At 72.3% G+C, this 23,211-nt stretch carries 20 protein-coding genes; 11 read left to right on the top strand and 9 right to left on the bottom strand.

Going from position 1 to position 23,211, the window contains the following annotated elements:
* The 3 genes from B9S57_RS22350 to hmgA form a co-directional block, all read right to left on the bottom strand.
* On the bottom strand, nucleotides 1-628 hold a 628-nt coding region (locus tag B9S57_RS22350; protein WP_308457414.1), incomplete at its 3' end, for a type ISP restriction/modification enzyme.
* Between the two features lie 70 nt (nucleotides 629-698).
* On the bottom strand, nucleotides 699-1,472 hold the full coding sequence (locus tag B9S57_RS22355) for a GntR family transcriptional regulator (RefSeq protein ID WP_258036511.1): 774 nt from the start codon (nucleotides 1,470-1,472) through the stop codon (nucleotides 699-701).
* A 43-nt stretch (nucleotides 1,473-1,515) separates the two neighbouring features.
* Nucleotides 1,516-2,835, bottom strand: coding sequence for a homogentisate 1,2-dioxygenase (gene hmgA / locus B9S57_RS22360; protein ID WP_103517344.1), 1,320 nt, complete (start codon nucleotides 2,833-2,835; stop codon nucleotides 1,516-1,518).
* A gap of 111 nt (nucleotides 2,836-2,946) precedes the next feature.
* On the opposite strand from hmgA, the gene B9S57_RS22365 reads away from it, so the two are divergent.
* From B9S57_RS22365 to B9S57_RS22395, 6 genes are all read left to right on the top strand, one after another.
* Nucleotides 2,947-3,576, top strand: coding sequence for a TetR/AcrR family transcriptional regulator (locus B9S57_RS22365; protein WP_103517345.1), 630 nt, complete (start codon nucleotides 2,947-2,949; stop codon nucleotides 3,574-3,576).
* A gap of 156 nt (nucleotides 3,577-3,732) precedes the next feature.
* Nucleotides 3,733-5,913, top strand: coding sequence for a molybdopterin oxidoreductase family protein (locus tag B9S57_RS22370; protein ID WP_103517346.1), 2,181 nt, complete (start codon nucleotides 3,733-3,735; stop codon nucleotides 5,911-5,913).
* Nucleotides 5,914-6,033: 120 nt separating this feature from the next.
* Nucleotides 6,034-7,440 carry a CitMHS family transporter gene (locus B9S57_RS22375; protein WP_103517347.1) on the top strand — a complete coding sequence of 469 codons (1,407 nt, stop codon included), beginning with the start codon at nucleotides 6,034-6,036 and terminating at the stop codon, nucleotides 7,438-7,440.
* Nucleotides 7,441-7,935: 495 nt separating this feature from the next.
* The gene (locus tag B9S57_RS22385; protein ID WP_103517348.1) at nucleotides 7,936-9,270 is read left to right on the top strand and encodes an ABC transporter ATP-binding protein; all 1,335 of its coding nucleotides are present in this window, start codon (nucleotides 7,936-7,938) and stop codon (nucleotides 9,268-9,270) included.
* Between the two features lie 147 nt (nucleotides 9,271-9,417).
* Nucleotides 9,418-10,812, top strand: a complete 1,395-nt coding sequence (locus B9S57_RS22390; RefSeq protein ID WP_103517349.1) for an aldehyde dehydrogenase family protein — start codon at nucleotides 9,418-9,420, stop codon at nucleotides 10,810-10,812.
* A gap of 29 nt (nucleotides 10,813-10,841) precedes the next feature.
* Complete coding sequence (locus tag B9S57_RS22395) at nucleotides 10,842-11,921, top strand: Zn-dependent alcohol dehydrogenase (RefSeq protein ID WP_103517350.1); 1,080 nt, start codon at nucleotides 10,842-10,844, stop codon at nucleotides 11,919-11,921.
* 197 nt (nucleotides 11,922-12,118) lie between these two features.
* Here the strand turns inward: B9S57_RS22395 and B9S57_RS22400 are convergent, their stop codons facing one another.
* The 3 genes from B9S57_RS22400 to B9S57_RS22410 are packed head-to-tail and all read right to left on the bottom strand — an operon-like array spanning nucleotide 12,119 to nucleotide 14,546.
* Complete coding sequence (locus B9S57_RS22400) at nucleotides 12,119-13,087, bottom strand: DMT family transporter (protein WP_103517351.1); 969 nt, start codon at nucleotides 13,085-13,087, stop codon at nucleotides 12,119-12,121.
* Between the two features lie 44 nt (nucleotides 13,088-13,131).
* Nucleotides 13,132-13,857, bottom strand: a complete 726-nt coding sequence (locus B9S57_RS22405; RefSeq protein WP_103517352.1) for a helix-turn-helix transcriptional regulator — start codon at nucleotides 13,855-13,857, stop codon at nucleotides 13,132-13,134.
* Between the two features lie 14 nt (nucleotides 13,858-13,871).
* Nucleotides 13,872-14,546 carry a TetR/AcrR family transcriptional regulator gene (locus B9S57_RS22410; protein ID WP_103517353.1) on the bottom strand — a complete coding sequence of 225 codons (675 nt, stop codon included), beginning with the start codon at nucleotides 14,544-14,546 and terminating at the stop codon, nucleotides 13,872-13,874.
* A 66-nt stretch (nucleotides 14,547-14,612) separates the two neighbouring features.
* Between B9S57_RS22410 and B9S57_RS22415 the strand changes: the two genes are divergently transcribed.
* From B9S57_RS22415 to B9S57_RS22425, 3 genes are all read left to right on the top strand, one after another.
* Nucleotides 14,613-15,764 (top strand): acyl-CoA dehydrogenase family protein, encoded by a 1,152-nt coding sequence (locus B9S57_RS22415; RefSeq protein WP_103517354.1) that lies wholly within the window; start codon nucleotides 14,613-14,615, stop codon nucleotides 15,762-15,764.
* 93 nt (nucleotides 15,765-15,857) lie between these two features.
* Complete coding sequence (locus B9S57_RS22420; RefSeq protein ID WP_103517355.1) at nucleotides 15,858-16,148, top strand: YiaA/YiaB family inner membrane protein; 291 nt, start codon at nucleotides 15,858-15,860, stop codon at nucleotides 16,146-16,148.
* 86 nt (nucleotides 16,149-16,234) lie between these two features.
* A complete protein-coding gene (locus B9S57_RS22425) occupies nucleotides 16,235-16,858 on the top strand; it encodes a TetR/AcrR family transcriptional regulator (protein ID WP_103517461.1) in 624 nt (207 codons plus the stop codon).
* 75 nt (nucleotides 16,859-16,933) lie between these two features.
* Here B9S57_RS22425 and B9S57_RS22430 read toward each other — a convergent pair whose 3' ends face one another.
* Nucleotides 16,934-17,395 (bottom strand): MaoC family dehydratase, encoded by a 462-nt coding sequence (locus B9S57_RS22430; RefSeq protein WP_103517463.1) that lies wholly within the window; start codon nucleotides 17,393-17,395, stop codon nucleotides 16,934-16,936.
* Nucleotides 17,396-17,552: 157 nt separating this feature from the next.
* On the opposite strand from B9S57_RS22430, the gene soxR reads away from it, so the two are divergent.
* Nucleotides 17,553-18,026, top strand: coding sequence for a redox-sensitive transcriptional activator SoxR (soxR, locus tag B9S57_RS22435; RefSeq protein ID WP_103517356.1), 474 nt, complete (start codon nucleotides 17,553-17,555; stop codon nucleotides 18,024-18,026).
* A 71-nt stretch (nucleotides 18,027-18,097) separates the two neighbouring features.
* Here soxR and B9S57_RS22440 read toward each other — a convergent pair whose 3' ends face one another.
* The gene (locus tag B9S57_RS22440) at nucleotides 18,098-18,712 is read right to left on the bottom strand and encodes a hypothetical protein (RefSeq protein ID WP_103517357.1); all 615 of its coding nucleotides are present in this window, start codon (nucleotides 18,710-18,712) and stop codon (nucleotides 18,098-18,100) included.
* A 221-nt stretch (nucleotides 18,713-18,933) separates the two neighbouring features.
* Between B9S57_RS22440 and B9S57_RS22445 the strand changes: the two genes are divergently transcribed.
* Entirely contained in the window at nucleotides 18,934-21,762 is a 2,829-nt protein-coding gene (locus B9S57_RS22445; protein ID WP_103517358.1) for a penicillin acylase family protein, read from the top strand.
* Between the two features lie 78 nt (nucleotides 21,763-21,840).
* Here the strand turns inward: B9S57_RS22445 and B9S57_RS22450 are convergent, their stop codons facing one another.
* Entirely contained in the window at nucleotides 21,841-23,109 is a 1,269-nt protein-coding gene (locus B9S57_RS22450) for an exo-beta-N-acetylmuramidase NamZ domain-containing protein (RefSeq protein WP_103517359.1), read from the bottom strand.
* Nucleotides 23,110-23,211 lie beyond the last annotated feature (102 nt).

Below are 23,211 nucleotides of genomic sequence, written 5' to 3' on the forward strand. Positions count from 1 at the left end.
CGAGGGACCAGGCCAGCACGTCCTCGGCGCCGGCCGGAGCTCCGTACCGGGCGGCCAGCAGGGCGCAGAGGCCCGACGCGAGGTTGGGCTCCTGCCCGCCCGGCCGCCGGTAGAGCGGCCGGATCCGGCCCGGCCGCCCCGCCGGGGAGTGCCCGTCGGGCAGCAGCGCGGTCGCCGACAGGGCGGGCCCGCCGTCCTGGGGGACGTACCCGTGCTCGACGGCGAACACCTGCTGTCCGTCGGCCACCCGCCACAGCTCGGGGCGGGCCGCGTCGAGCAGCCGGTGGTCGGGGATCAGCCACTGCTCGTCGAAGGGGCCGTGCAGGATCCGCACCGGTTCGGGACAGGGGCCGGGGTCCCGGGCGAACCCGCTCGTCCCGGTGGACCTGCCCGGCAGCGCCGCTGCCGGGGTCTGCGGCGTACGGGAGCGGCTGGGCTGGAACAGCCGTTCCTGCTCTGCGCCTTCGGCTCGCGCGAGCAGGTCCCATCGTGCCCGGAGCGAGGAGGCCTCGGGAGCCGTCACCCAGGGGCGGCCCGGTCTCAGGGGCCGCACCGACCAGGGCATGAGGTCGTCCAGCAGCGGGAGCGCGTCGCCCCCGCCGGTCCCGGCCGCCACCCGTGCTGCCACCGTGTCGTCCTCCCCGTCGCCACGTCCGCCGCCCCCGGCATCGTAGCGAGCGCGCGCTTCGGCCCCGCCGTCAGTGCGCGTCGACCGTCACGGAGAAGGAGAAGCGGTCGCCCCGGTAGCGGATGCGTGCCACGTCCACCACGGTGCCGTCGTCGTCGTACGTCACGCCGGTGTAGTGGAGGATCGGACTGAGCAGCGGGACCTGGAGCAGCTCCGCCGTGACGGGATCCGCGAGGCGCGCCTCGACGGTGTCCGTGATCCGGGAGATCCGTACGCCGACGGCGTCGCGCAGCACCTTGGTCATCGGCCACCGCTGCAGATCGGCCACGTCGATCCCGGCCGCGATCTCCGGACGCACGGCGTTCTCCGCCCAGTTGGTGGGCTCGCCCGTCCCGTCGTCGCAGCGCAGCCGCCGGTAGCTGACCACCTCGGGGCAGTCCGGGAAGAACTCGGCGAGATCGCCGGGCACGGGCGCCCGGCCGTGGCCGAGCACGGTTGTCAGCTCGCCCGACTGCTGGGCGACGATCGCGTCGATCGAACCCAGCAGGCGGACGGGCGACACCCGCCGGGCGCGCGGCTCGATGAACGTGCCGCGCCGCCGGTGCCTGCTGATCAGCCCCTCGCTCTCCAGCTCCTTGAGGGCCTGGCGCATGGTCAGGACGCTGACGCCGTAGTGCGCGGCGAGCTGCTCCTCGGTGGGCAGCCGCGTCGAGGCGTCCTGGGGGCGACCCAGTATGGAGGCCCGCAGCGACTGCGAGACCTGGTACCAGAGGGGAAGCTTCCGGTTCAGCACCAGGGAGTCGGGGGCGAAGCCGGGGCGGCTCGCCTCGTTCACCTGATTCATCCGGATCACCCGATCTCTCTGCGCTGCGGCCGGCTGCGGGGGATCACGGCCGGAAGTTGCGGCTCAGACCCTGCCACACGTCGTCGTATCCGCGCTGGAGATGTCCGGCGCCCGCCGCCTGGGCGGTCGCCGTGACCGGCCAGCGGGTCTCGAACATGAACGCCAGGCCGTCGTCGATCCGCTGCGGCTCCAGCTCCGCCGCGCTGGCCCGGTCGAAGGTCTCACGGTCCGGGCCGTGCGCGGACATCATGTTGTGCAGCGAGCCGCCGCCCGGGACGAACCCGCCCGCCTTCGCGTCGTACGCCCCCTCGATCAGGCCCATGTACTCGCTCATCACGTTGCGGTGGAAGTACGGCGGGCGGAAGGTGTCCTCGCCGACCAGCCAGCGCGGGGCGAAGACGACGAAGTCGACGCCCGCCAGCCCCGGGGTGTCCGAGGGGGAGGTCAGCACGGTGAAGATCGACGGGTCCGGGTGGTCGTAGCTGATCGTGCCGAGGACGTTGAAACGGTGCAGGTCGTAGACGTACGGGGTGTGGTTGCCGTGCCAGGCGACCACGTCGAGCGGGGAGTGCCCGTACGTCGCCGACCAGAGGTTCCCGCAGAACTTGTTGACCACCTCGACCGGTCCCTCACGGTCCTCGAACGCCGCGACGGGCGCCAGGAAGTCCCGTGCGTTCGCCAGGCCGTTGGCGCCGATCGGACCCAGGTCGGGCAGGACGAAGGGCTGGCCGTAGTTCTCGCAGACGTAGCCGCGTGCCGTGGTGTCCAGCAGCTCGACACGGAAGCGTACGCCGCGCGGGATCAGCGCGACCTGGCCGGGACCGGCCGCGAGCGCCCCCATCTCGGTGCGGAGCAGGAGACCCCCGCGCTCGGGGACGATCAGGAGCTCCCCGTCGGAGTCGCTGAACACCCGCTCGGTCATGGAGGTGTTCGCGCTGTAGAGGTGGACGGCCATGCCGGTGCGCTGCGTGGCGTCGCCGTTGCCGCCCAGGGTCCACAGGCCGGTCAGGAAGTCCGTGCCGGGCGCGGGGTCGGGCAGCGGGTCCCAGCGCAGCCGGTTGGGGTCGGGGACCGCCTCGGTGAAGGGGGCGGTGCGCAGGCACCCGTTGTCGACGCGTACGAAGGCGGGGTGGGCGGCCGAGGGGCGGATCCGGTAGAGCCAGGACCGGCGGTTGCGGGCGCGGGGCTCGGTGAAGGCGGAGCCGCTGAGCTGCTCCGCGTAGAGCCCGAGGGGCGCGCGCTGGGGCGAGTTGCGGCCGTGGGGCAGCGCACCGGGGACCGCCTCCGAGCTGTGCTCGTTGCCGAATCCCGACTGGTGGGCGAGGTTCTCCGCCGTCTTCCTCGCCTGCTCGATGCCGCTCATCATGCGCTCCTGGTGGATGGGGAATCCCGTGGATCCCCTGACGAAGAATCCTATGGAACACCGTAGGAATCGAAACGTGGCCCGTCAACGGCATACGGGCATCATGGAGTCGTGTCCCACGCTCATACGAACCTCCGACGCGTCCCCGTCCAGCAGCGCAGCGCCGACCGCCTGGCCCGCATCCTCGACGCGGGCGCCGCCCTGCTCGACGAGACCGGCTACGAGCAGCTCTCCACCCGCGCGGTGGCCGACCGCGCCGGCGTGCCCATCGGCTCCGTCTACCGTTTCTTCCCCAACAAGAGAGCGCTCGTCGACGCCCTGGCCGAGCGCAACCTGCAGGTCTACGCGGAGCGGATCGTCGCCAGGCTCGAGGTGATTCCCGAGCGGGAGTGGCGTGCGGCCATCGACGCCGTGCTCGACGAGTACCTGGCGATGAAGCGTTCCGTCCCCGGCTTCGCCCTCGTCGACTTCGGCCCGCCCGTGCCGGCCGCCGGCCCGCTCGACGCGGAGGTGAACCGGCTCGTCGCGGGGCGCCTGGCGGAACTGCTCTCCGGCCACCTCGGCCGGGGGCGTGACGGGGCCGTCCCCGACGAGGGTCTGCTCCGCACGGTCCTGGTCTCCGTGCAGGCCGCCGACGCCCTGCTCCAACTCGCCTTCCGCGCCGACCCGGAGGGTGACCCGGACCTGATCGCGGAGACCCGGGTACTGCTCCGGGCGTATCTCGCGCACGTCTTGGAGTAGGCGGCGCGCGCCGCGGCCGTAACCGGCCGCTCCAGGCCCTCGCCAGCATCCGTACCGGTCGGTATGCTCGGTCACCCGGGAACCCGCACCCGCCCAGCGTGCCGCGGGAGGCCGGATCACGCCCGCGCGTCACCGCTGCCGCCCCGGGGAGGGCCCATGTCCGACGACTCCCGTACCGCCCTGCGTGTCTGCCCGCTCTGCGAGGCCACCTGCGGACTCACCCTGACCATCGAGGGGACCCGGGTCACCGGTGCCCGCGGTGACCGCGACGACGTCTTCAGCCAGGGCTTCATCTGCCCCAAGGGCGCCTCCTTCGGGGGCCTGGACGCCGACCCGGACCGGCTGCGCACCCCGCTCGTGCGCACCGACGGCGTCCTGCGCGAGGCGACCTGGAGCGAGGCCTTCGACCTGATCGCCGCCAGGATCCCCGCCCTGGTCCAGGAGCACGGGCCGCAGGCCGTCGGGGTCTTCCTCGGCAACCCCAACGTGCACACGACCGCGGGCGGGCTCTATCCGCCGCTGCTGCTGTCCGCGCTCGGCACCCGCAACGTCTTCACCGCCAGCACCCTGGACCAGATGCCCAAGCACGTCTCCAGCGGGCTGCTCTTCGGGGACGCCCACGCCATCCCCGTGCCCGACCTGGACCGCACCGCACACCTGCTGCTGATCGGCGCCAACCCGCTGGAATCCAACGGAAGTCTGTGCACCGCTCCCGACTTCCCCGGCAAGCTCAAGGCGCTCCGCCGGCGCGGCGGCACCCTCACCGTCATCGACCCGCGCCGCACCCGCACCGCACGTCTCGCCGACCGGCACGCCGCCATCAGGCCCGGCACCGACGCCCTGCTGCTCGCCGCGCTCACCCAGGTGCTCCTGGAGGAGAAGCTCGCCGATCCCGGGGCGCTCGCCGAGCACCTGGAGGGCCCCGACGAACTGGCGGAGGCCATCGCCGACTTCACGCCCGAAGCGGTGGCCGCCGCCTGCGACCTGGACGCGGACACCATCAGGGAGATCGCCCGCGAACTGGCCGCCGCCCCGGCCGCGGCCGTCTACGGGCGCATCGGCAGCTGCACCGTCGAGCACGGCACCCTGGCGAGCTGGCTCGTCGACGTGCTCAACATCCTCACCGGCAACCTGGACCGCCCCGGCGGGGCGCTCTTCCCGCTCGCCGCCACCGCCCGCGCCCCGCGCGCGGCCGCGCCGGGGAAGGGCTTCTCCCTCGGCCGCTGGAGGAGCCGGGTCTCCGGGCACCCCGAGGCCAAGGGCGAACTGCCCGTCGCCGCGCTCGCCGAGGAGATCGAGACACCGGGGGAGGGCCGGATCCGGGCCCTGATCGTCGTCGCGGGCAACCCGGTGCTCTCCGCCCCCGACGGGAACCGTCTGGACCGCGCCCTCGCCGAGGGGCTCGACTTCATGGTCAGCGTCGATCCGTACCTCAACGAGACCGCCCGCCACGCGGACGTCGTGCTGCCCCCGCCGCCGCCCTCGCAGAGTGCCCACTTCGACTTCGCGCTGAACTCCCTGGCCGTCCGCAACCAGGTCCGCTACAGCCGTCCCGCCGTGCCGCTGGAGGAGGGACGTATGGACGAGAGCGAGATCCTCGCCCGGCTCGTCCTCGCCGTCGGCGGCAGGCACGGCGCGCCGCCCGAGGCCGTCGACGATCTGGCCATCGTCACCGCGCTCACCAGGGCAGGCGCCCCCGAGGCGCTCGCGGACGAGCTGACGGGCCGCACGGGCGCCGAGCGGCGCCTCGACCTGATGCTGCGCCTCGGCCCGTACGACCTCACGCTGGAGCAGCTCGTCGAGCAGCCCCACGGGATCGACCTCGGCCCGCTGAAGCCGCGCGTTCCGCAGGTGCTCAGGACCCGCAGCGGCCGCATCGAGCTGTTCCCGGAGCCGATCGCCGCCGACCTGCCCCGGCTCCGTGCGTCGCTCGGCGCGCGGCCCGCGGGGCTCGTCCTCGTCGGCCGGCGGCATCTGCGCTCCAACAACAGCTGGATGCACAACGTCGCCTCCCTGCGTGGTGGTTCGAACGTCTGCACCCTGCAGATCCACCCCGACGACGCGGCCAGGATCGGGCTCGCCGACGGCGACACGGCCCGGATCACCGCGGCCGGCGGCGAGGTCGAGGCGCCCGCCGAGATCACCGACTCGGTGCGGTCCGGAGTCGTCAGCCTCCCGCACGGCTGGGGCCACAGCCGTCCCGGTACCCGCATGTCGGTCGCGGCGGCGGAGCCGGGAGTCAACGTGAACCAGCTCCTGGACGGCACGCTCCTGGACCCGCTGTCCGGCACCGCGGTGCTCAACGCTGTGCCGGTCTCCGTGTCACCAACACGCTGACCTGGGGTTTTGCTCGTATTGCTCACAGGCCGACATCTTGTTAACGCTGCTTCAGGGCCCCTAACGTCATCCGCACCGCCGGCACCGGTGCGAGTTCAAAGGTGAACGTGAGGTATCCCTATGCTGACCATTCTCGGCTTTGCCATGATCGCGACCTTCCTGGTCCTGATCATGATGAAGAAGATGTCGCCGATCGCGGCCCTGGTCCTGATTCCCGCCCTGTTCTGCGTGGCCGTGGGGCAGGGCGCGCAGCTCGGTGGCTACGTCATCGAGGGCGTCGGCACCCTCGCGCCGACCGCGGCGATGCTGATGTTCGCCATCGTCTACTTCGGCGTGATGATCGACGTCGGTCTCTTCGACCCGATCGTCCGGGCCATCCTGCGCTTCTGCAAGGCCGACCCGATGCGGATCGTCGTGGGCACGGCACTGCTCGCCGCGGTCGTCTCGCTGGACGGCGACGGATCCACCACCTTCATGATCACCGTCTCGGCGATGTACCCGCTCTACAAGCGGCTGAAGATGAGCCTCGTGGTCATGACCGGTGTCGCCGCCACGGCGAACGGCGTCATGAACACCCTGCCCTGGGGCGGGCCCACCGCCCGCGCGGCCACCGCGCTCAAGGTGGACGCGGCCGACATCTTCGTCCCGATGATCCCGGCGCTCGCCGTCGGCCTCCTCGCCGTCATCCTCCTTGCCTGTGTCCTGGGCCGCCGCGAGCGCAAGCGCCTCGGCACGCTCACCCTCGACGAGGCGCTGGTCACCGAGCCCGAGACCGTCCTGGCCGGCGCGGGCGTCGGCGACCGGCTCACGAAGGCACCGAAGGGGACCGCCACCGGCGGTGCGGGAACCACGGGCGGCGACGACGACGCCGAGGCGGACGAGGAGTTCAAGGGCCTCGACCCCCACAGGTCCACGCTGCGTCCAGGGCTCTACTGGTTCAACGCCGGACTCACCGTCGCCCTGCTGGCCGCGATGATCCTGGAACTCATGCCGATCCCGGTGCTCTTCCTGCTCGGCGCGGCCCTCGCCCTCACGGTCAACTTCCCCCACATGCCCGACCAGCGCGCCAGGATCGCGGCCCACGCCGACAACGTGCTCAACGTCTCCGGCATGGTCTTCGCCGCGGCCGTCTTCACCGGCGTGCTCACCGGCACCGGCATGGTCGAACACATGGCGGACTGGCTCGTCGGGGCGATCCCCGACGCCATGGGCCCGCACATGGCCGTGGTCACCGGCGTGCTGAGCCTTCCCCTCACCTACTTCATGTCCAACGACGGCTTCTACTTCGGCGTGCTGCCCGTGCTCGCCGAGGCCGGCGCCGCCCACGGAGTCTCGCCGCTGGAGGTCGCCCGCGCCTCCATCGTGGGACAGCCGCTGCACATGTCGTCCCCGCTCGTGCCCGCCGTCTACGTCCTGGTCGGCATGGCCAAGGTCGAGTTCGGCGACCACACCCGGTTCACGGTCAAGTGGGCCGTGCTCACCTCGCTGGTGGTCCTCGGCGCCGGAATCCTCTTCGGGCTCATCTGATGCCTCCGGAACCAGGGCCCGGCAGGGGCTGGCTGCCGCGCCTCGTCACCGCCTTCGCGTTCGCCTTCGCGCAGGCAGCGGTGTCGATGGCGCGGCCCGCCGTCTGCTGCACCGGCGCCCGCTCCACCGCGCTCGCCCTCGGGCTCACCGGCAACCGGCCGGGCCAGGTCGCCGCCCCCGCCCCGGCCGGGCCGATCGCCGGAGCGGTGGGCACCGACGCGCCGTTCGTGATGCTGGGCGCACTGCTGACCGTGGCGGCCGGACCCGGTCTGCGGGGAGACCGGACCGCGGCCGCCGCTCCGGCCGTGCCCGCCTCCCGTACCGGGGGCCCGCACCTGTCCACCGAGTCGAGAAGCCCTGCCCGAACCGGAACCCCGCCTGACACTTCCCGGTACCGATCAGTCCTGCGCGAGACGTTCCCACACCCCGCCAGGTGGGTTAGCTTCAGGCCAGCCGCTCCCCACGCGACCCCCTCCCTCCTTCCCGGGCGGAACCATGTCTCGTGCCATCTCCCTGCACAGTGTGAGCAAGACGTACGGACGGTCCTCGCGCGCCGTCGACCGGTTCTCGCTCTCGGTCGCCCCCGGCGAGTTCGTGGTGCTGCTGGGCCCCTCGGGCTGCGGCAAGTCGACCGTGCTCCGGATGATCGCGGGCCTGGAGGAGGTCTCCGAGGGGGAGCTGCTGCTCGACGGCGAGCCGTCGAACGACCTGTCACCGCGCGAACGCGGCATGGCCATGGTCTTCCAGAACTTCGCGCTCTATCCGAACATGACCAACCGGGCCAACATCGGCTTCCCGCTCAAGCTGGAGAACCCCCGCCGTGACCACACCGACCGGGTGGAGTCCACCGCCAGGATGCTCGGCATCGAGAGCGTGCTGGACCGCTACCCCCGCCAGCTCTCCGGCGGCGAACGCCAGCGGGTCGCGATGGGCCGGGCCATCTCGCGGCGACCGTCCGCCTTCCTGATGGACGAACCGCTCTCCAACCTCGACGCCAAACTGCGCAACCACCTGCGCGCCGAGATCGCCCAGCTCACCGCCGAACTGGGCGTCACCACCGTGTACGTCACGCACGACCAGGCGGAGGCGATGTCGCTCGGCGACCGGGTGGCCGTGATGCGCGGCGGGGTGCTCCAGCAGGTCAGCACCCCGCGGGAGGTCTACGCGCTGCCGGAGAACGTGTTCGTCGCCGCGTTCATCGGCACCCCGAGGATCAATCTGCTCCAGGCGGTCGTCCACGCCCCGCTGGAGGGGAGGATGTCGATCGACCTCGGCCGGCAGCGCCTCCCGCTGCCCGAGCCGCTCAGTGCCGACCATCAGTTGCTCCGCATCCAGCAGGGCCGCCCGATCATCGTGGGCCTGCGCTCCGAGGCCGTCCGGATCGCCCCGCGCAGCCAGGCCCGCCCCGGAGAGGTGGCGCTCAGCGGCATCGTCGAGCACGTCGAGTACCAGGGGCACGAGGCGCTCGTCCACCTCAACACCGGCTCTCGGCCGGCCGTGGTGCCCGACCTGGAGTCCGCCCGGCCGCAGGCGCCCCAGCGCCGCCGTGCCAGGAGCGGCGGGACCGGTGTGCTGGAACGCCTCAAGCAGCGTGCCACCGGCTCCGTCGCCGTCCTCGACCACCCGGCTGAGGAGTCGTACGCCGTGCGCAGCCCCGACCGCCCGGCCGTCACGGCGAGCGACCTGGTGGTCCGCACCGGCCCCGACATGCGGCTTCGCACCGGCGGACAGGTGCCGCTCCTCGTCGACCTGGCGCATCTGTACGTCTTCGACCACTCCGGGCGCAGGATCTGCCCCCTGCCGAGGGACATTCCGGGGCTCGACGTGTGACTGTCGTCCGTGGTCCGTGCGTGATCTGTGTCTCCGGCCGTTCCCTGGCGCCAAAAAACTAACAGCGCTAGTTTGGAGCCGGGACGGCATCCGTCCGTACGACGCACGGCTTCGGCGGCAGGCACAGCGAGCCCGGGAGGGACAGCCATGAAGGCGCATGACGGGATGTACATCGGCGGGGAGTGGCGGCCCGCATCGGGCCAGGACACGATCGCGGTCGTGAACCCGGCCGACGAGCAGGTCATCGGCCACGTCCCGGCGGGGACCGCCGAGGACGTCGACACCGCGGTACGCGCCGCACGCGCCGCGTTCCCCGGCTGGGCGGCCACCCCGCCCGCCGAACGCGCCGCGCGGATCGCCGCCCTGCGCGACGTGCTCGCCGCCCGCAAGGACGAGATCGCCGAGACCGTCACGGCTGAGCTCGGCTCCCCGCTGCCGCTCTCCCGGATGGTGCACGCGGGCGTGCCGGTGCTGGTCGCCGGTTCGTACGCCGAACTGGCCGCCTCCTACTCCTTCGAGGAGAGGCTCGGCAACTCCACCGTCCTGCTGGAGCCCGTCGGCGTCGTCGGCGCGATCACGCCCTGGAACTACCCGCTCCACCAGATCGTCGCCAAGGTGGTCCCGGCGCTGGCCGCGGGCTGCACCGTCGTCCTGAAGCCCGCCGAGGACACCCCGCTCACCGCCCAGCTCTTCGCCGAGGCCACCCAGGAGGCGGGACTGCCCGCCGGCGTCTTCAACCTGGTCACCGGGATCGGCGCGGTCGCCGGCCAGGCACTCGCCGAGCACGAGGGTGTCGACCTCGTCTCGTTCACCGGCTCCACCGCCGTCGGCAGGCAGATCGGGGCCACGGCGGGAGCGGCGGTCAAGCGGGTCGCCCTGGAGCTCGGCGGCAAGTCGGCCAACGTGATCCTCCCCGGCGCCGACCTCGCGAAGGCCGTCAACGTGGGCGTGGCCAACGTGATGTCCAACTCCGGCCAGACGTGCAGCGCCTGGACCCGGATGCTGGTCGACGCCGAGCGGTACGAGGAGGCCGTGGGCCTCGCCGCCGCGGCCGTCGCCAAGTACGTGCCGGGGGAGCGCGTCGGCCCCGTCGTCAACGCCAGGCAGCAGGCCCGGGTGCGGGGTTACATCGAGAAGGGCGTCGAGGAGGGCGCCCGCCTCGTCGCGGGTGGCCCCGAGGCACCCCAGGGCCAGGGCTACTACGTCAGCCCCACCGTGTTCGCCGACGTGACCCCGGAGATGACCATCGCGCAGGAGGAGATCTTCGGCCCGGTCCTCTCGATCCTGCGGTACGAGGACGTGGACGACGCCCTGCGGATCGCCAACGACACGGTGTACGGGCTGGCCGGCGCCGTCTGGGGCGCGGACGACGAGGAGGCCGTGGCCTTCGCCCGCCGGATGGACACCGGGCAGGTCGACATCAACGGGGGCCGCTTCAACCCCCTGGCCCCCTTCGGCGGCTACAAGCAGTCCGGGGTGGGGCGCGAGCTCGGCCCGCACGGCCTCTCCGAGTACCTCCAGACCAAGTCCCTGCAGTTCTGATCCCCGCCGATCCACCGAGGAGTCTGTTCGTGGTCCGCGCCGCCGTACTGCCCGCCGTCGGAGCTCCCCTGGAGATCACCGACATCGAACTCCCGGAGCCCGGCCCCGGCCAGGTGAGCATCTCGCTCGCCGCCGCCGGTGTCTGCCACTCCGACCTGTCCCTGTCCAACGGCACCATGCGATTGCCCGTCCCCGCCGTCCTCGGCCACGAGGGCGCCGGCACGGTGCTCGCCGTCGGCGAGGGCGTCACCCACGTCGGCGCGGGCGACCCGGTCGTCCTCAACTGGGCCCCGTCCTGCGGAGCATGCTTCCACTGCGGGATCGGCGAGATCTGGCTCTGCGCCGACGCCCTCAAGGGCGCGGCGAACATCCACGCCCGTACGGCCGACGGCACCGAGCTCCACCCCGGCCTGAACGTCGCGGCCTTCGCCCAGGAGACCGTCGTCGCCGCGAACTGCGTGCTGCCCGCCCCGGCCGGCATCCCGCTCGACGACGCGGCCCTGCTCGGCTGCGCGGTCCTGACCGGATACGGGGCCGTCCACCACTCCGCCCGGGTGCGTGAGGGCGAGAGCGTCGTCGTCTTCGGGATCGGCGGGGTCGGCCTCGCCGTCCTCCAGTCCGCCCGCATCGCCGGAGCGTCGAAGATCATCGCCGTGGACGTGTCACCCGAGAAGGAGGAGCTCGCCCGTCGGGCCGGTGCCACCGACTACGTCGTCGCCTCCGACACCACACCGCGCGCCGTCCGCAAGCTCACGGGCGGCCAGGGCGCGGACGTCGCCGTGGAGTGCGTGGGCCGGTCCGCCACGATCCGCGCGGCCTGGGAGTCGACCCGCCGGGGCGGCCGCACCACGGTCGTCGGCATCGGCGGCAAGGACCAGCCGGTGACCTTCAACGCCCTGGAGATCTTCCACTGGGGCCGCTCCCTCACCGGCTGTGTCTACGGCAACAGCGACCCGGCCCGCGACCTGCCGGTGCTCGCCGAACACATCCGCGGCGGACGGTTCGACCTCTCCATGCTGGTGACCGAGCGGATCTCTCTGGACGGCATCCCGGCGGCGTTCGAGAACATGATCGCGGGCAAGGGCGGACGCGCCCTGGTCGTCTTCTAGGACGGCCGCGGCGGCAGGCGGGGCCGTGGGACGTACGGCCCCGCCTGTCGGCCGCGCACCGGGGCGATCTGCCGCGGACCGGCCGGCACCCGGCAGTGACGTATCTCCCAGCCTGCGGCGAGGGCCAGGCAGGCGTGAGGGACGTCGGTCACCGGCCGGAAGGACTTCGGTCCCTTCCCGCGGTCCGGCTCACCGGCTCAGGGCCGCTCGGCCGCACTCCGCTCGGTTTCCGGCGTCACCGCGGGGCGCGCGTCCCTGTTCCGGGCCCGGGTCCGGGAGACCGCGACCCCCGCGAGGCAGAGAAGCCCGCCCGCGACGGTGAGCAGCGCGGGGACCTCGTCGAGCAGCAGCCAGGACATCAGCACCACCAGGGCGGGCACCGCGTACGTCGTCGCGCCCATCCGGCCCGCGGTGGTCCGCGCCAGGGCGTAGGCCCAGGTGGTGAAGGCGAGCGCGGTCGGGAAGACCCCGAGATAGACCATGTTCAGCGTGGCGGACAGCGGGGCGTCGGCCGCCTCGGAGACCAGGACGCCGGTGAACGGCAGGCAGGCGACCGTGCCGGTCAGGCAGCCGAACGTGGTGATCTGCAGGGCCGATCCGTGCCGGAGCGCGGGCTTCTGGCTGACCACGCCGCCGGCGTACGCCACGGCCGCCACCACGCAGAGCACGACGCCGAGCACCGACGAGCTTCCGTGCCCCGACATGGAGAGCCCGACCACCGCCGCGCCCCCGAACGAGACGGCCATGCCGACGATCAGCCGGCGGGGCAGTCCCTCACCGAGCAGGCCCGCGCTGAGCAGGGCGATCAGGATCGGCCCGATGTTCACGACCATCGCGGCGGTGCCCGCGTCCACCTGCTGCTCGCCCCAGTTCAGCACCACCATGTACAGGCCGAACCAGAGCAGTCCCGATGCCGCGATGCCCGGCCAGGCCGCCCGGGACGGCAGGCCCTCGCGGCGTACGAGCAGGAACGCGCCGAGGGTCAGCGTGCCCGCGAGAAGCCGGCCGAGCGCCAGCGCCCCCGGTGAGTAGGCCTCGCCCGCACTGCGGATGGAGACAAAGGCCGAGGCCCACAGGATGACCGTGGTGCACGCGGCGGCCGGGGCGCGCCAGTCGTGTCCCGGGATGGCGGGCGTGCCGGGGCGCGCCGTCGGAGTCGTCGTCATGGCCACGACGGTAGGCGGACGACGCTTCGGCTCCCACCGAATTGTCAGTCCCCGTCGAGCTCCGCCGGCTCGATGCCCAGGTGGTCGGAGAACGCCGCCAGCCCGGCGGGCGTCGCCCGGACCGCCCTGCCCGAACCGACCCGCTCGCACCATCCCGCGTCCAGCACGTGCCGGCACAGGGCGGCGCCCGAGGTTCCGGCCAGGTGCGGGCGCCGCTCGGTCCAGTCGAGGCAGCCGCGGGCCAGCGGGCGCCGTGACGTCGTGGCGAGCGGGACGGAGAGTGCGCCGAACCACGCGAGGCCCTGATCGGTGAGGGCGAATCCGGTGTCCTGCCGCAGGAGCCCGCGGCGGGTCATCGCGTCCGTGATGCGGATCCCGAGGCGCCCGGCGAGGTGGTCGTAGCAGGTGCGTCCCCGGGCCAGCGCGTGCTGGAGGCTCGCCTCGCGCAGGGTGCGCACGGGCACCGGCGTGACGGGGTGGGCGTGGGCGGCCAGCTCCTCGATCAGCTGGGCGGTCCGCCCGTCGGCCAGCCGCACGTAGCGGTGACGGCCCTGGCGTTCCTCCGCCAGCAGCCCGCCGGAGACGAGCTTGCCCAGATGCTCACTGGCCGTCGAGGCGGCGACCCCCGCGGAGCGCGCCAGCTCGCCGGCCGTCCAGGCCCGGCCGTCGAGCAGGGCCAGGCAGAAGGAGGCGCGGGTCTCGTCGGCGAGCAGGGAGGCCAGCGCGGCGAGGCGCGGTGCCGTCGGATCGTGCGCTGTCGTACGGGCCATACGTCCAGGATGCGTCAGGCACCGTTCGGCGCGTGCCGAACGGTGCGGCCCGCGGCCGACTGCTCGTACTGGAGCGCCAGACCGTCCAGCAGGGCGCGCAACCCGGTCTCGAAGGCGCCTTCGTCCACCTGCTGGCGGCGGTCGGCCAGCAGGTGGGCCTGGCCGAGGTGGGGGTAGTCGGCGGGGTCGTACGCCGTCTCGTCGTCCACGAATCCGCGGGCGAAGGAGCCGAGCGCCGACCCGGTGATGAAGTAGCGCATCAGCGCGCCGATGTACGTCGCCTGGGCGGGCTGCCAGCCGGCCCTGACCATGGCGCCGAAGACCGCGTCGGCGACGCGGAGGCCGGCCGGACGGCGGCCGGGGCCCTGGGCGAGCACCGGCACGATGTGCGGGTGCGCGGCGAGCGCCGCACGGTAGGAGACGGCCCAGTCGTGCAGCGCGGCGGGCCAGTCGCGGGGATCGGTCTCCTCGAACATCGACAGGTCGACCTGCGCGGAGACCGCGTCGGCCACCGCGTCGAGGATCTCGTCCTTGTTCCGGAAGTGGTTGTAGAGCGAGGGCCCGCTGACCCCCAGCTCGGCGGCGAGGCGCCGGGTCGAGACGGCGTCGAGTCCCTCGGCGTCCACGAGGGAGCCCGCCGCCTCGACGATGCGGTCTCTGCTGAGGAGGGGCTTGCGCGGTCGGGCCATGCGGCACATAGTAGGGCCTGCAACCATAAAACTAGCAGTGCTAATTAAAAGTTGGGGTGTCGCAGGATGAACCTGGAGCTGAGCGAGGAGCAGGACGCCGTCCGGCGGCTCGCCGAGGACTTCGTCGCGCGGGAGATCGCCCCGCACGTCGTCGAGTGGGACCGCGCCGAGAGTGTCGACAAGTCGATCGTGAAGAAGCTGGGCGCCCTCGGCTTCCTCGGTCTGACGATCCCGGAGGAGTACGGCGGTTCCGGCGGGGACCACCTCGCGTACTGCCTGGTGACCGAGGAGCTCGGCCGCGGCGACTCCTCGGTGCGCGGCATCGTGTCGGTGTCGCTCGGACTCGTCGCCAAGACCATCGCGTCCTGGGGCAGTGACGAGCAGAAGCAGCGGTGGCTGCCGCAGCTCACCGCGGGCGAGGCCATCGGCTGCTTCGGCCTCACCGAGCCCGGCACCGGCTCCGACGCCGGGAACCTGACGACCCGGGCCGTCCGCGACGGCGACGACTACGTCATCAACGGCTCGAAGATGTTCATCACCAACGGCACCTGGGCCGATGTCGTCCTGCTCTTCGCCCGCACGAACGACACCCCCGGCCACCGGGGCATCTCCGCCTTCCTGGTGCCGGCCGACGCCCCAGGGCTGAGCCGGCGCACGGTCCACGGCAAGCTCGGGCTGCGCGGCCAGGCCACGGCCGAGCTGGTGCTGGAGGACGTGCGCGTCCCCGCGTCCACCCTCATGGGCCCCGAGGGCAAGGGCTTCTCCATCGCCATGTCGGCCCTGGCCAAGGGCCGGATGTCGGTCGCGGCCGGCTGTGTCGGCATCGCGCAGGCGGCGCTCGACGCGGCCGTGCGCTACGCGGGCGAGCGCGAGCAGTTCGGCAAGTCCATCGCGAGCTACCAGCTCGTCCAGGAACTCATCAGTGACATCTCCGTGGACGTCGACGCCGCCCGCATGCTGACCTGGCGCGTCGCCGACCTCATCGACCGCGGCCAGGACTTCGCCACAGCGGCGTCCACCGCCAAGCTCTTCGCCTCCGAGGCCGCGGTCCGCGCCGCGAACAACGCCCTGCAGGTCTTCGGCGGCTACGGCTACATCGACGAGTACCCCGTCGGCAAGCTGGTCAGGGACGCCCGCGTGATGACCCTCTACGAGGGCACCAGCCAGATCCAGAAGCTGATCATCGGCCGTGCGCTGACGGGCGTCTCCGCCTTCTGAGCCCGTCGCCGGCCGGCCCCCGCTTCTCCTGAGTACCCGGGTGAGTACTCCGGCGGATGCCGGCGCAGGCCGCCGCGGCGGATGCTGTGCCGCATGAGTGAGACGACATCGGTCAAGCAGCAGAGCACCGCCGCCTTCTACGGGCAGGCCGTCCTCTCCTTCGGCGTGGCGATGGGCGCGGTGGCCCTCGGCATCTTCTTCCTCGACGCCGACGCCTGGGTGCGGGCCTTCCTCGCCGTCGGCGTCCTCTACCTCGTCACCTCGTGCTTCACCCTCGCCAAGGTCGTCAGGGACCGGCAGGAGGCGGGGCAGATCGTCAGCAGGGTCGACCAGGCCAGGCTGGAGAAGATCCTCGCCGAGCACGACCCCTTCCAGAAGCTCTGACGATCTCACCCCCACGGAGCGCTCTAAGCGCTTGCTCAGGTTCGCGGTATGGTGTTCGTCCTGCCAGCGGAAAGGGGCACGTGGCGATGAGCACGGCGGAGGAGACCGACGGCGACAGCACGCCGTGGAGCGAGGTCACGCCCGAGGCGGCGAGGCGGCTGCTCCTCGCGGCGGTCGAGGCGTTCGCCGAGCGTGGGTACCACGCGACCACCACTCGTGACATCGCCGGCCGGGCCGGGATGAGCCCGGCCGCGCTCTACATCCACTACAAGACCAAGGAAGAGCTGCTCCACCGGATCAGCAGGATCGGCCACGACCGCGCCCTGCGCCTGCTGGAGACGGCCGCGGACCAGGACGGGACGGCGGCCGAGCGGCTCGCCGACGCGGTCCGGTCCTTCGTCAGCTGGCACGCCGAGCGGCACACCACCGCCCGGGTCGTGCAGTACGAGCTGGAGGCGCTGGGGGACGAGCACCGCACCGAGATCGTCGCGCTGCGCAGGCGGAGCGACGCCGCGGTGCGCCGCATCATCGGCGAGGGCGTCCGTGCGGGAGAGTTCGACGTCCCGGACGTCCCGGGCACCACGCTCGCCGTGCTGTCCCTCTGTATCGACGTGGCGCGCTGGTTCAACGCGCAGGGCAGCCGGACGCCCGAGGAGGTCGGCGACCTCTACGCGGACCTGGTCCTGCGCATGGTGGGCGCCCAGAAGTAGCGCACGCGGGAGCCGCGCGGTCCGTCGGACCGCGCGGCTCCCGCGTGCGTGCGGCTCAGAACGCGTGCGTGCGGCTCAGAAGTAGTAGCGCGACACCGACTCCGCGACGCAGGCCGGCTTGTCGCCGCCCTCGCGCTCGATGGTGACGAGCGCGGTCACCTGGACACCGCCCCCCGCCTCCTCGACGTTCTTGAGCACGGCCGTGGCGCGCAGCCGCGAGCCCACCGGAACGGTCGAGGGGAAGCGCACCTTGTTGGTCCCGTAGTTGATGCCCATCTTGGCGCCCTCGACCCGAAGGATCTGCGGCACGAGCACCGGCAGCAGCGACAGGGTCAGGTAGCCGTGCGCGATCGTCGTCCCGAAGGGACCGTTCGCCGCCCGCTCCGGGTCCACGTGGATCCACTGGTGGTCGCCCGTGGCCTCGGCGAACTGGTCGATCCTCTTCTGCTCGACCTCCAGCCAGTCGCTGTGCCCGAGCTCCTCGCCCACGCCGTCCCGCAGCTCCTGTGCGGACGTGAAGATCTTCGGCTCTGCCATGGTGCTGGTCCCTGCCTTCCGGCTGTCGGTCGCCCACTCCCGGGCGGTGTCTAAGCGCTTGCTCAGCATGCTGGGGGCGCGCGTCCCTGTCAACGACGGACCGCGGGGGTTCTCGAAGTGGCGGCCGGGTCGAGGCGCGGCCACTAGGGTCGGGGGAGTGCCGCAGATCCCGCAGACGTACCAAGAACTCACCGTCGGTCAGCTCTCCGCCCGTAGTGGCGCCGCGGTCTCCGCCCTGCACTTCTACGAGTCCAAGGGCCTGATCAGCAGCAGCCGCACCAGTGGCAACCAGCGCCGCTACACCAGGGACGCCCTGCGCCGGGTCGCCTTCGTGCGGGCGGCCCAACGGGTGGGCATCCCGCTCGCCACCATCAGGGAGGCGCTGGCGGAGCTGCCGGAGGAGCGTACGCCGACCCATGAGGACTGGGCCCGGCTCTCCCGGGCCTGGCGAGCGGAGCTGGACGAGCGCATCAAGCAGCTGGGGCGCCTGCGCGACCACCTCACCGACTGCATCGGCTGCGGCTGCCTGTCGCTGGAGACCTGTGTGCTGTCCAACCCGGACGACGTCTTCGGCGACCGGATGACCGGCTCGCGCCTGATGCCCGAGCGGGGCGCGGCGAAGCCCTCCTGAGCGTGCGAGCGGGGCGCGGCTGTCCCGGGCGCGCCCCGGCTCCGCCCGGATCCTGTCCGGCCCCGCGTCCTTCAGGCCGCCGAAGCGGCCAGGTCCCTCGTCCGTGCGCTCCTGGCCCTGGCCAGTGCGCCCGCCGTCAGGACGGGCCGGGGGACCGTGATGCCGCAGTCCGTGCAGACCGGGCCGGCCCAGGGCTCCCGGTCCAGGTCCTGCCGCCAGGCGAGCCCGGTCCCCGCGCAGACCGGGCAGGCCGCGCCCGGCCTTCCGCCGAGGGCCGCGATCAGCCGCCCCAGCACCTCGGCGAGGGGTGCGCTGGGATGAACTCCCGGGTCCTCGCAGTGCGCGATCCCGTTGCCGCCCCAGGTCAGCCGGTGCCAGTCGTCGAATGTGCCGGGCCGTCGCAGCCCGTCGTGCTTCTCGCGGCGCCGCCGTTCGGCGAAGCCCGTCTCGTACGCGAGCCAGACGGCCCGCGCCTCCTCCAGTTCCTCCAGTGCGCGGATCAGGCGCACGGGATCGGGGGCCCGGTCCTCGGGCTCGATCCCGTTCCGGGCGCACAGATGATCCCAGGTCGCCCGGTGGCCGTAGGGGGCGAACCTCTCCAGGCATTTGCGCAGCGAGTACCGCCGCAAAGCCAGATCGCTCCGTGGATCGCGGACCTGTCTCGCAAGACTCCGGAAACCGGCCATGGCACTGCCACCTCCGTCGCTCGTACTTCGGCGTCATGGGATGGACGTACGAGTGCCCCGTTCGGCTCCATCGAAAGGTGAAAAGCGTCCACGGATCGAGACGGTCCATGTGAGGCCGTGTGCCGCCGTGTGGCGATTCGGCAAAAGTGACTGATGTTCACCTTACCGGCGGGGCGTACCGCCAGTAACCTCCGGCGCATCGGCCACCCGGAGGAGCACGCATGCCCCCACGCACCCGCACGCTCGGAGCCGCCGCAGTCGCGGCCGTTCTCGCCCTCGGCACGTCCCTGCTCGCCTCGGCCCCCTCGGCCGGAGCGGCGGAACCGGAACCCCTACCCGTCACCGACCACTGCGGCAGCCGGTGCACGGACATCCTGCCGCCCGGCGAGAACGGGAACGCCACGCTCGTCGAGATCCTCGGCAACAAGGCGTTCGGCACCCACCCCGCCCACAGCGACGACCAGCTCGACCGCTACAACGGCCTGGTCGCGGGTCACACGAGCCTCACCGACCAGAAGCTGACCGACTTCTTCAACGACGCCTCGTTCGGCGTCGCCGCGAACCAGGTGGAATCCGTCACCTCGCCCCGCGAGGACGTCACCATCACCCGCGACAAGAAGAGCGGCGTGCCCCACATCAAGGGCACCACCCGCTACGGCACCGAATTCGGCGCCGGGTTCGCCGCCGGGCAGGACCGGCTGTGGCTGATGGACCTCTTCCGCCACATCGGCCGCGGTGAACTGACCTCGTTCGCCGGCGGGGCCCTCGCCAACCAGGGCCTGGAGCAGCAGTTCTGGCCACAGGCCCCGTACACCGAGGCGGACCTCGAAGCCCAGGTCGAGCGGATCAGGACGACCGAGGGCCCGCAGGGCGAACAGGCCATGGCAGACGCCCAGGCCTACGTCGACGGGATCAACGCCTACCGGACCAAATCCAAGAAGGGCCGCTACTTCCCCGGCGAGTACGTCCTCACGGGCAAGATCGACGCGATCACCAACATCGGCGAGATCCAGCCGTTCAAGCTGACGGACCTCATCTCGATCGCCTCCGTCGTCGGCGGACAGTTCGGCGGGGGAGGGGGCGGCGAGGTCCAGGCCGCGCTCTCGCTGCTCGCGGCCCAGGAGAAGTACGGCGTCGAGGAGGGCACCCGCGTCTGGGAGTCCTTCCGCCAGCGCAACGACCCCGAGGCGGTGCTCACCGTCCACGACGGCACCTCGTTCCCCTTCGCGGGCAAGCCGGACGAGGCCCGGGGGACCGCCCTTCCCGACCCGGGCTCCGTCACACCCGAACCCCTGATCCACGACCGCACGGGGTCGGCCGGCACGGACAGGAAGGCCCCGGTGAAGGCGCCGGCCGCCCTGAAGCCGCTTCAGGGCATGTACGACGACGGTGTGATCCCGGAGGGATCGCTGCCCGGATCCGGCGAAGGCGCCCAGAGACGTGGCATGTCCAACGCCCTCCTGGTGTCCGGAAAACACACCGCGAGCGGTAACCCGATCGCCGTCATGGGCCCCCAGACCGGCTACTTCGCGCCACAGCTGATGATGCTCCAGGAGCTCCAGGGGCCCGGCATCAGCGCGCGCGGGGTCTCCTTCGCCGGGGTCGGCATGTACATCCAGATGGGCCGTGGTCAGGACTACGCGTGGAGCGCCACGTCGGCGGCCCAGGACATCACCGACACGTACGCCGTCGAGCTCTGCGAACCCGACGGGTCCGCGCCCACCAAGGACTCCACGCACTACCGCGACGACGGCGCCTGCACGGCCATGGAGAAGCTGGAGCGCACCAACTCCTGGAAGCCCACCGTGGCCGACTCCACGGCCAAGGGCTCCTACCGGATGCAGGTGTGGCGCACGGACTACGGCATCGTCACCCACCGCGCCACGGTGGGCGGCAAGCCCGTCGCCTACACCTCGCTGCGCACCACCTACCGGCACGAGGCCGACTCGATCGTCGGCTTCCAGTTGCTCAACGACCCGGCGTACGTGACGGACGCGGCCTCCTTCCAGCAGGCCGCGAGCCACATCGACTACGCCTTCAACTGGTTCTACGCCGACTCGCGCACCGCGGCCTACTACAACAGCGGCATGAACCCGGTGCGCGCCCCGGGCGTGGACGCCGCGCTGCCGGTCAAGGCCGAGAAGGCGTACCTGTGGCGGGGCTACGACCCGGCCGCCAACACCACCGACTACACGCCGTTCGCCGAGCACCCGCAGTCCACCGGCCAGGACTACTACATCTCCTGGAACAACCGGCAGGCCGAGGACTACTCCACCGCCGGCTTCGGCTTCGGCGCCGTGCACCGGGGGGACCTGCTCGACGACCGGGTGTCCGAGCTGGTGGAGGAGGGCGGGGTGACCCGCGCCTCCCTCACCCGCGCCATGGCCGAGGCGGCGCTCACCGACCTGCGGGGCGAGCAGCTGCTGCCCGAGCTCCTGAAGGTGCTGCGCTCCCAGCCGGTCACCGACCCGGGGCTCAACACGGTGGTGCAGCAGCTGGACTCCTGGCGCGCCGCCGGGGCGCAGCGCAAGGAGACCGGCCCGGGGACGCACACGTACACCCACGCGGACGCGGTACGGATCATGGACGCGTGGTGGCCGAAGCTGATCGAGGCCGAGTTTCGTCCCGGCCTGGGCGACGGCCTCTACACGGCGCTCACCGCGAGCCTGGCCACGGACGAGTCGCCCGCCGCGAGCCACGGGCCGAGCGGGGCGCACAGCGGATCCGCGTTCCAGTACGGCTGGTGGGGTTTCGCCGACAAGGACCTGCGTCAGGTCCTCGGAGGGCCCGTCAAGGGGCCGCTGGCGAAGACGTACTGCGGCAACGGCGACCTGAGCGCCTGCCGGACCGCGCTGCTCAGCACCCTGAAGGAGGCCGCAGCCGAGCCGGCCGCCGAGGTCTACCCCGGCGACGACAGCTGCGGCGCCGGTGAGCAGTGGTGCGCCGACTCGATCATCCACCGCCCGCTGGGCGGAATCTCCCAGAAGTCCGTCCACTGGCAGAACAGGCCGACCTACCAGCAGGTCGTGGAGTTCCCCTCGCACCGCTGAGCACAGCGTCCCCCTGCCGCCGGACGGACCGGTCCTCCGGTCCGTCCGGCGCACGGGGACACCCACCGCAGGTCGGTCCTACCGGTACAGCAGGTGCTCCCGTCGGATCCTCCGGAACGCGGCGAGGTCGTCCGACCACGCGCCGACGACCTCGTCCGTGTCCGCCCCGGCGTCGATCATCGTGCGGACCCGGGTGTTGCCCGTCAGCTTGTCGATCCAGTTGTCCGAGCGCCACGCGAAACCGCTCCACGACCGCCTGGCCGTCACCAGCAGCGCGATCCCGGTGCGTACGGGGTCGAAGGCCTCCCGGTCCTGGACGTGCACCTGGACCCCGCCCACCGTCTTCCCCTGGAACTTGGAGAACGTCGGCGCGAAGTACGCCTCACGGAAGGCGACCCCGGGCAGGTCCAGCGTGTTCGCGGCGGCCGCCCACCGGTGGTCGATCCCCTCGGCGCCCAGCAGCTCGAACGGCCGTGTCGTCCCCCGCCCCTCGGAGAGGTTCGTGCCCTCGAAGAGGCACGTCCCGGGGTAGACCACCGCCGTCTCCGGCGTCGGCATGTTGGGGCTCGGCGGGACCCACGGCAGGCCCGTCGCGTCGAAGAAGTCCGCGCGCCGCCAGCCCGACATCTTCACGACGTCCAGCTCCACCGGCCGGTCCGCCAGGAACTCCTCGTTGAAGAGCAGCGCGAGCTCAGCCACCGTCATCCCGTGCGCCTGAGCGATCTCCCGGCGTCCCACGAAGGTCGCGAAGGCCGGATCGAGCACCGGCCCCAGGGCCGCCCGGCCCGTCACCGGGTTGGGCCGGTCCAGGACGACGAACCGCTTGCCCGCGAGCGCCGCCGCCTCCATGCAGTCGTAGAGGGTCCAGATGTACGTGTAGAAGCGGGCGCCGGCGTCCTGGATGTCGAAGACCACCGTGTCGACACCCGACGCCGTGAAGATGTCGGCGAGGGGCTGCCCGCTCTTCAGATACGTGTCGTAGACCGGCAGTCCCGTCGCCGGGTCGTCGTAGCGTCCCTCCGAGCCGCCCGCCTGCGCCGTTCCCCGGAAGCCGTGCTCGGGTCCGAAGACGGCGGTCAGGTCCACCCGGTCGTCCGGGTGCATCACGTCGACGATGTGCCGGACGTCCGCGGTGATGCCCGTCGGATTGGTCACGATGCCGACCTTCTGCCCGGCCAGCAGCCGGTAGCCGTCGGCGGCCAGCCGGTCGAAGCCGGTACGGACACCGCCGTGCCCGGCCCCGTGCTCCCGGCCGGCGGCCGAGGCCGTCCCCGGTTTGGCGGCGGTCGCCGCGAGGGCCCCCACCGCGCCGCCGACAGCGAGCAGGCCACGCCTGGACAGGGTCATCGCGCTACCTCCATGATCACGTCGAATGTCATGGTCACGCACGCTAGCGCGGGTGAGGGCCACACGGAACGGCCACGACTGGGCAGATTCCCAGTCCTGCCC

This window comes from Streptomyces sp. SM10, from assembly GCF_002910915.1.
GTDB lineage: Bacteria > Actinomycetota > Actinomycetes > Streptomycetales > Streptomycetaceae > Streptomyces.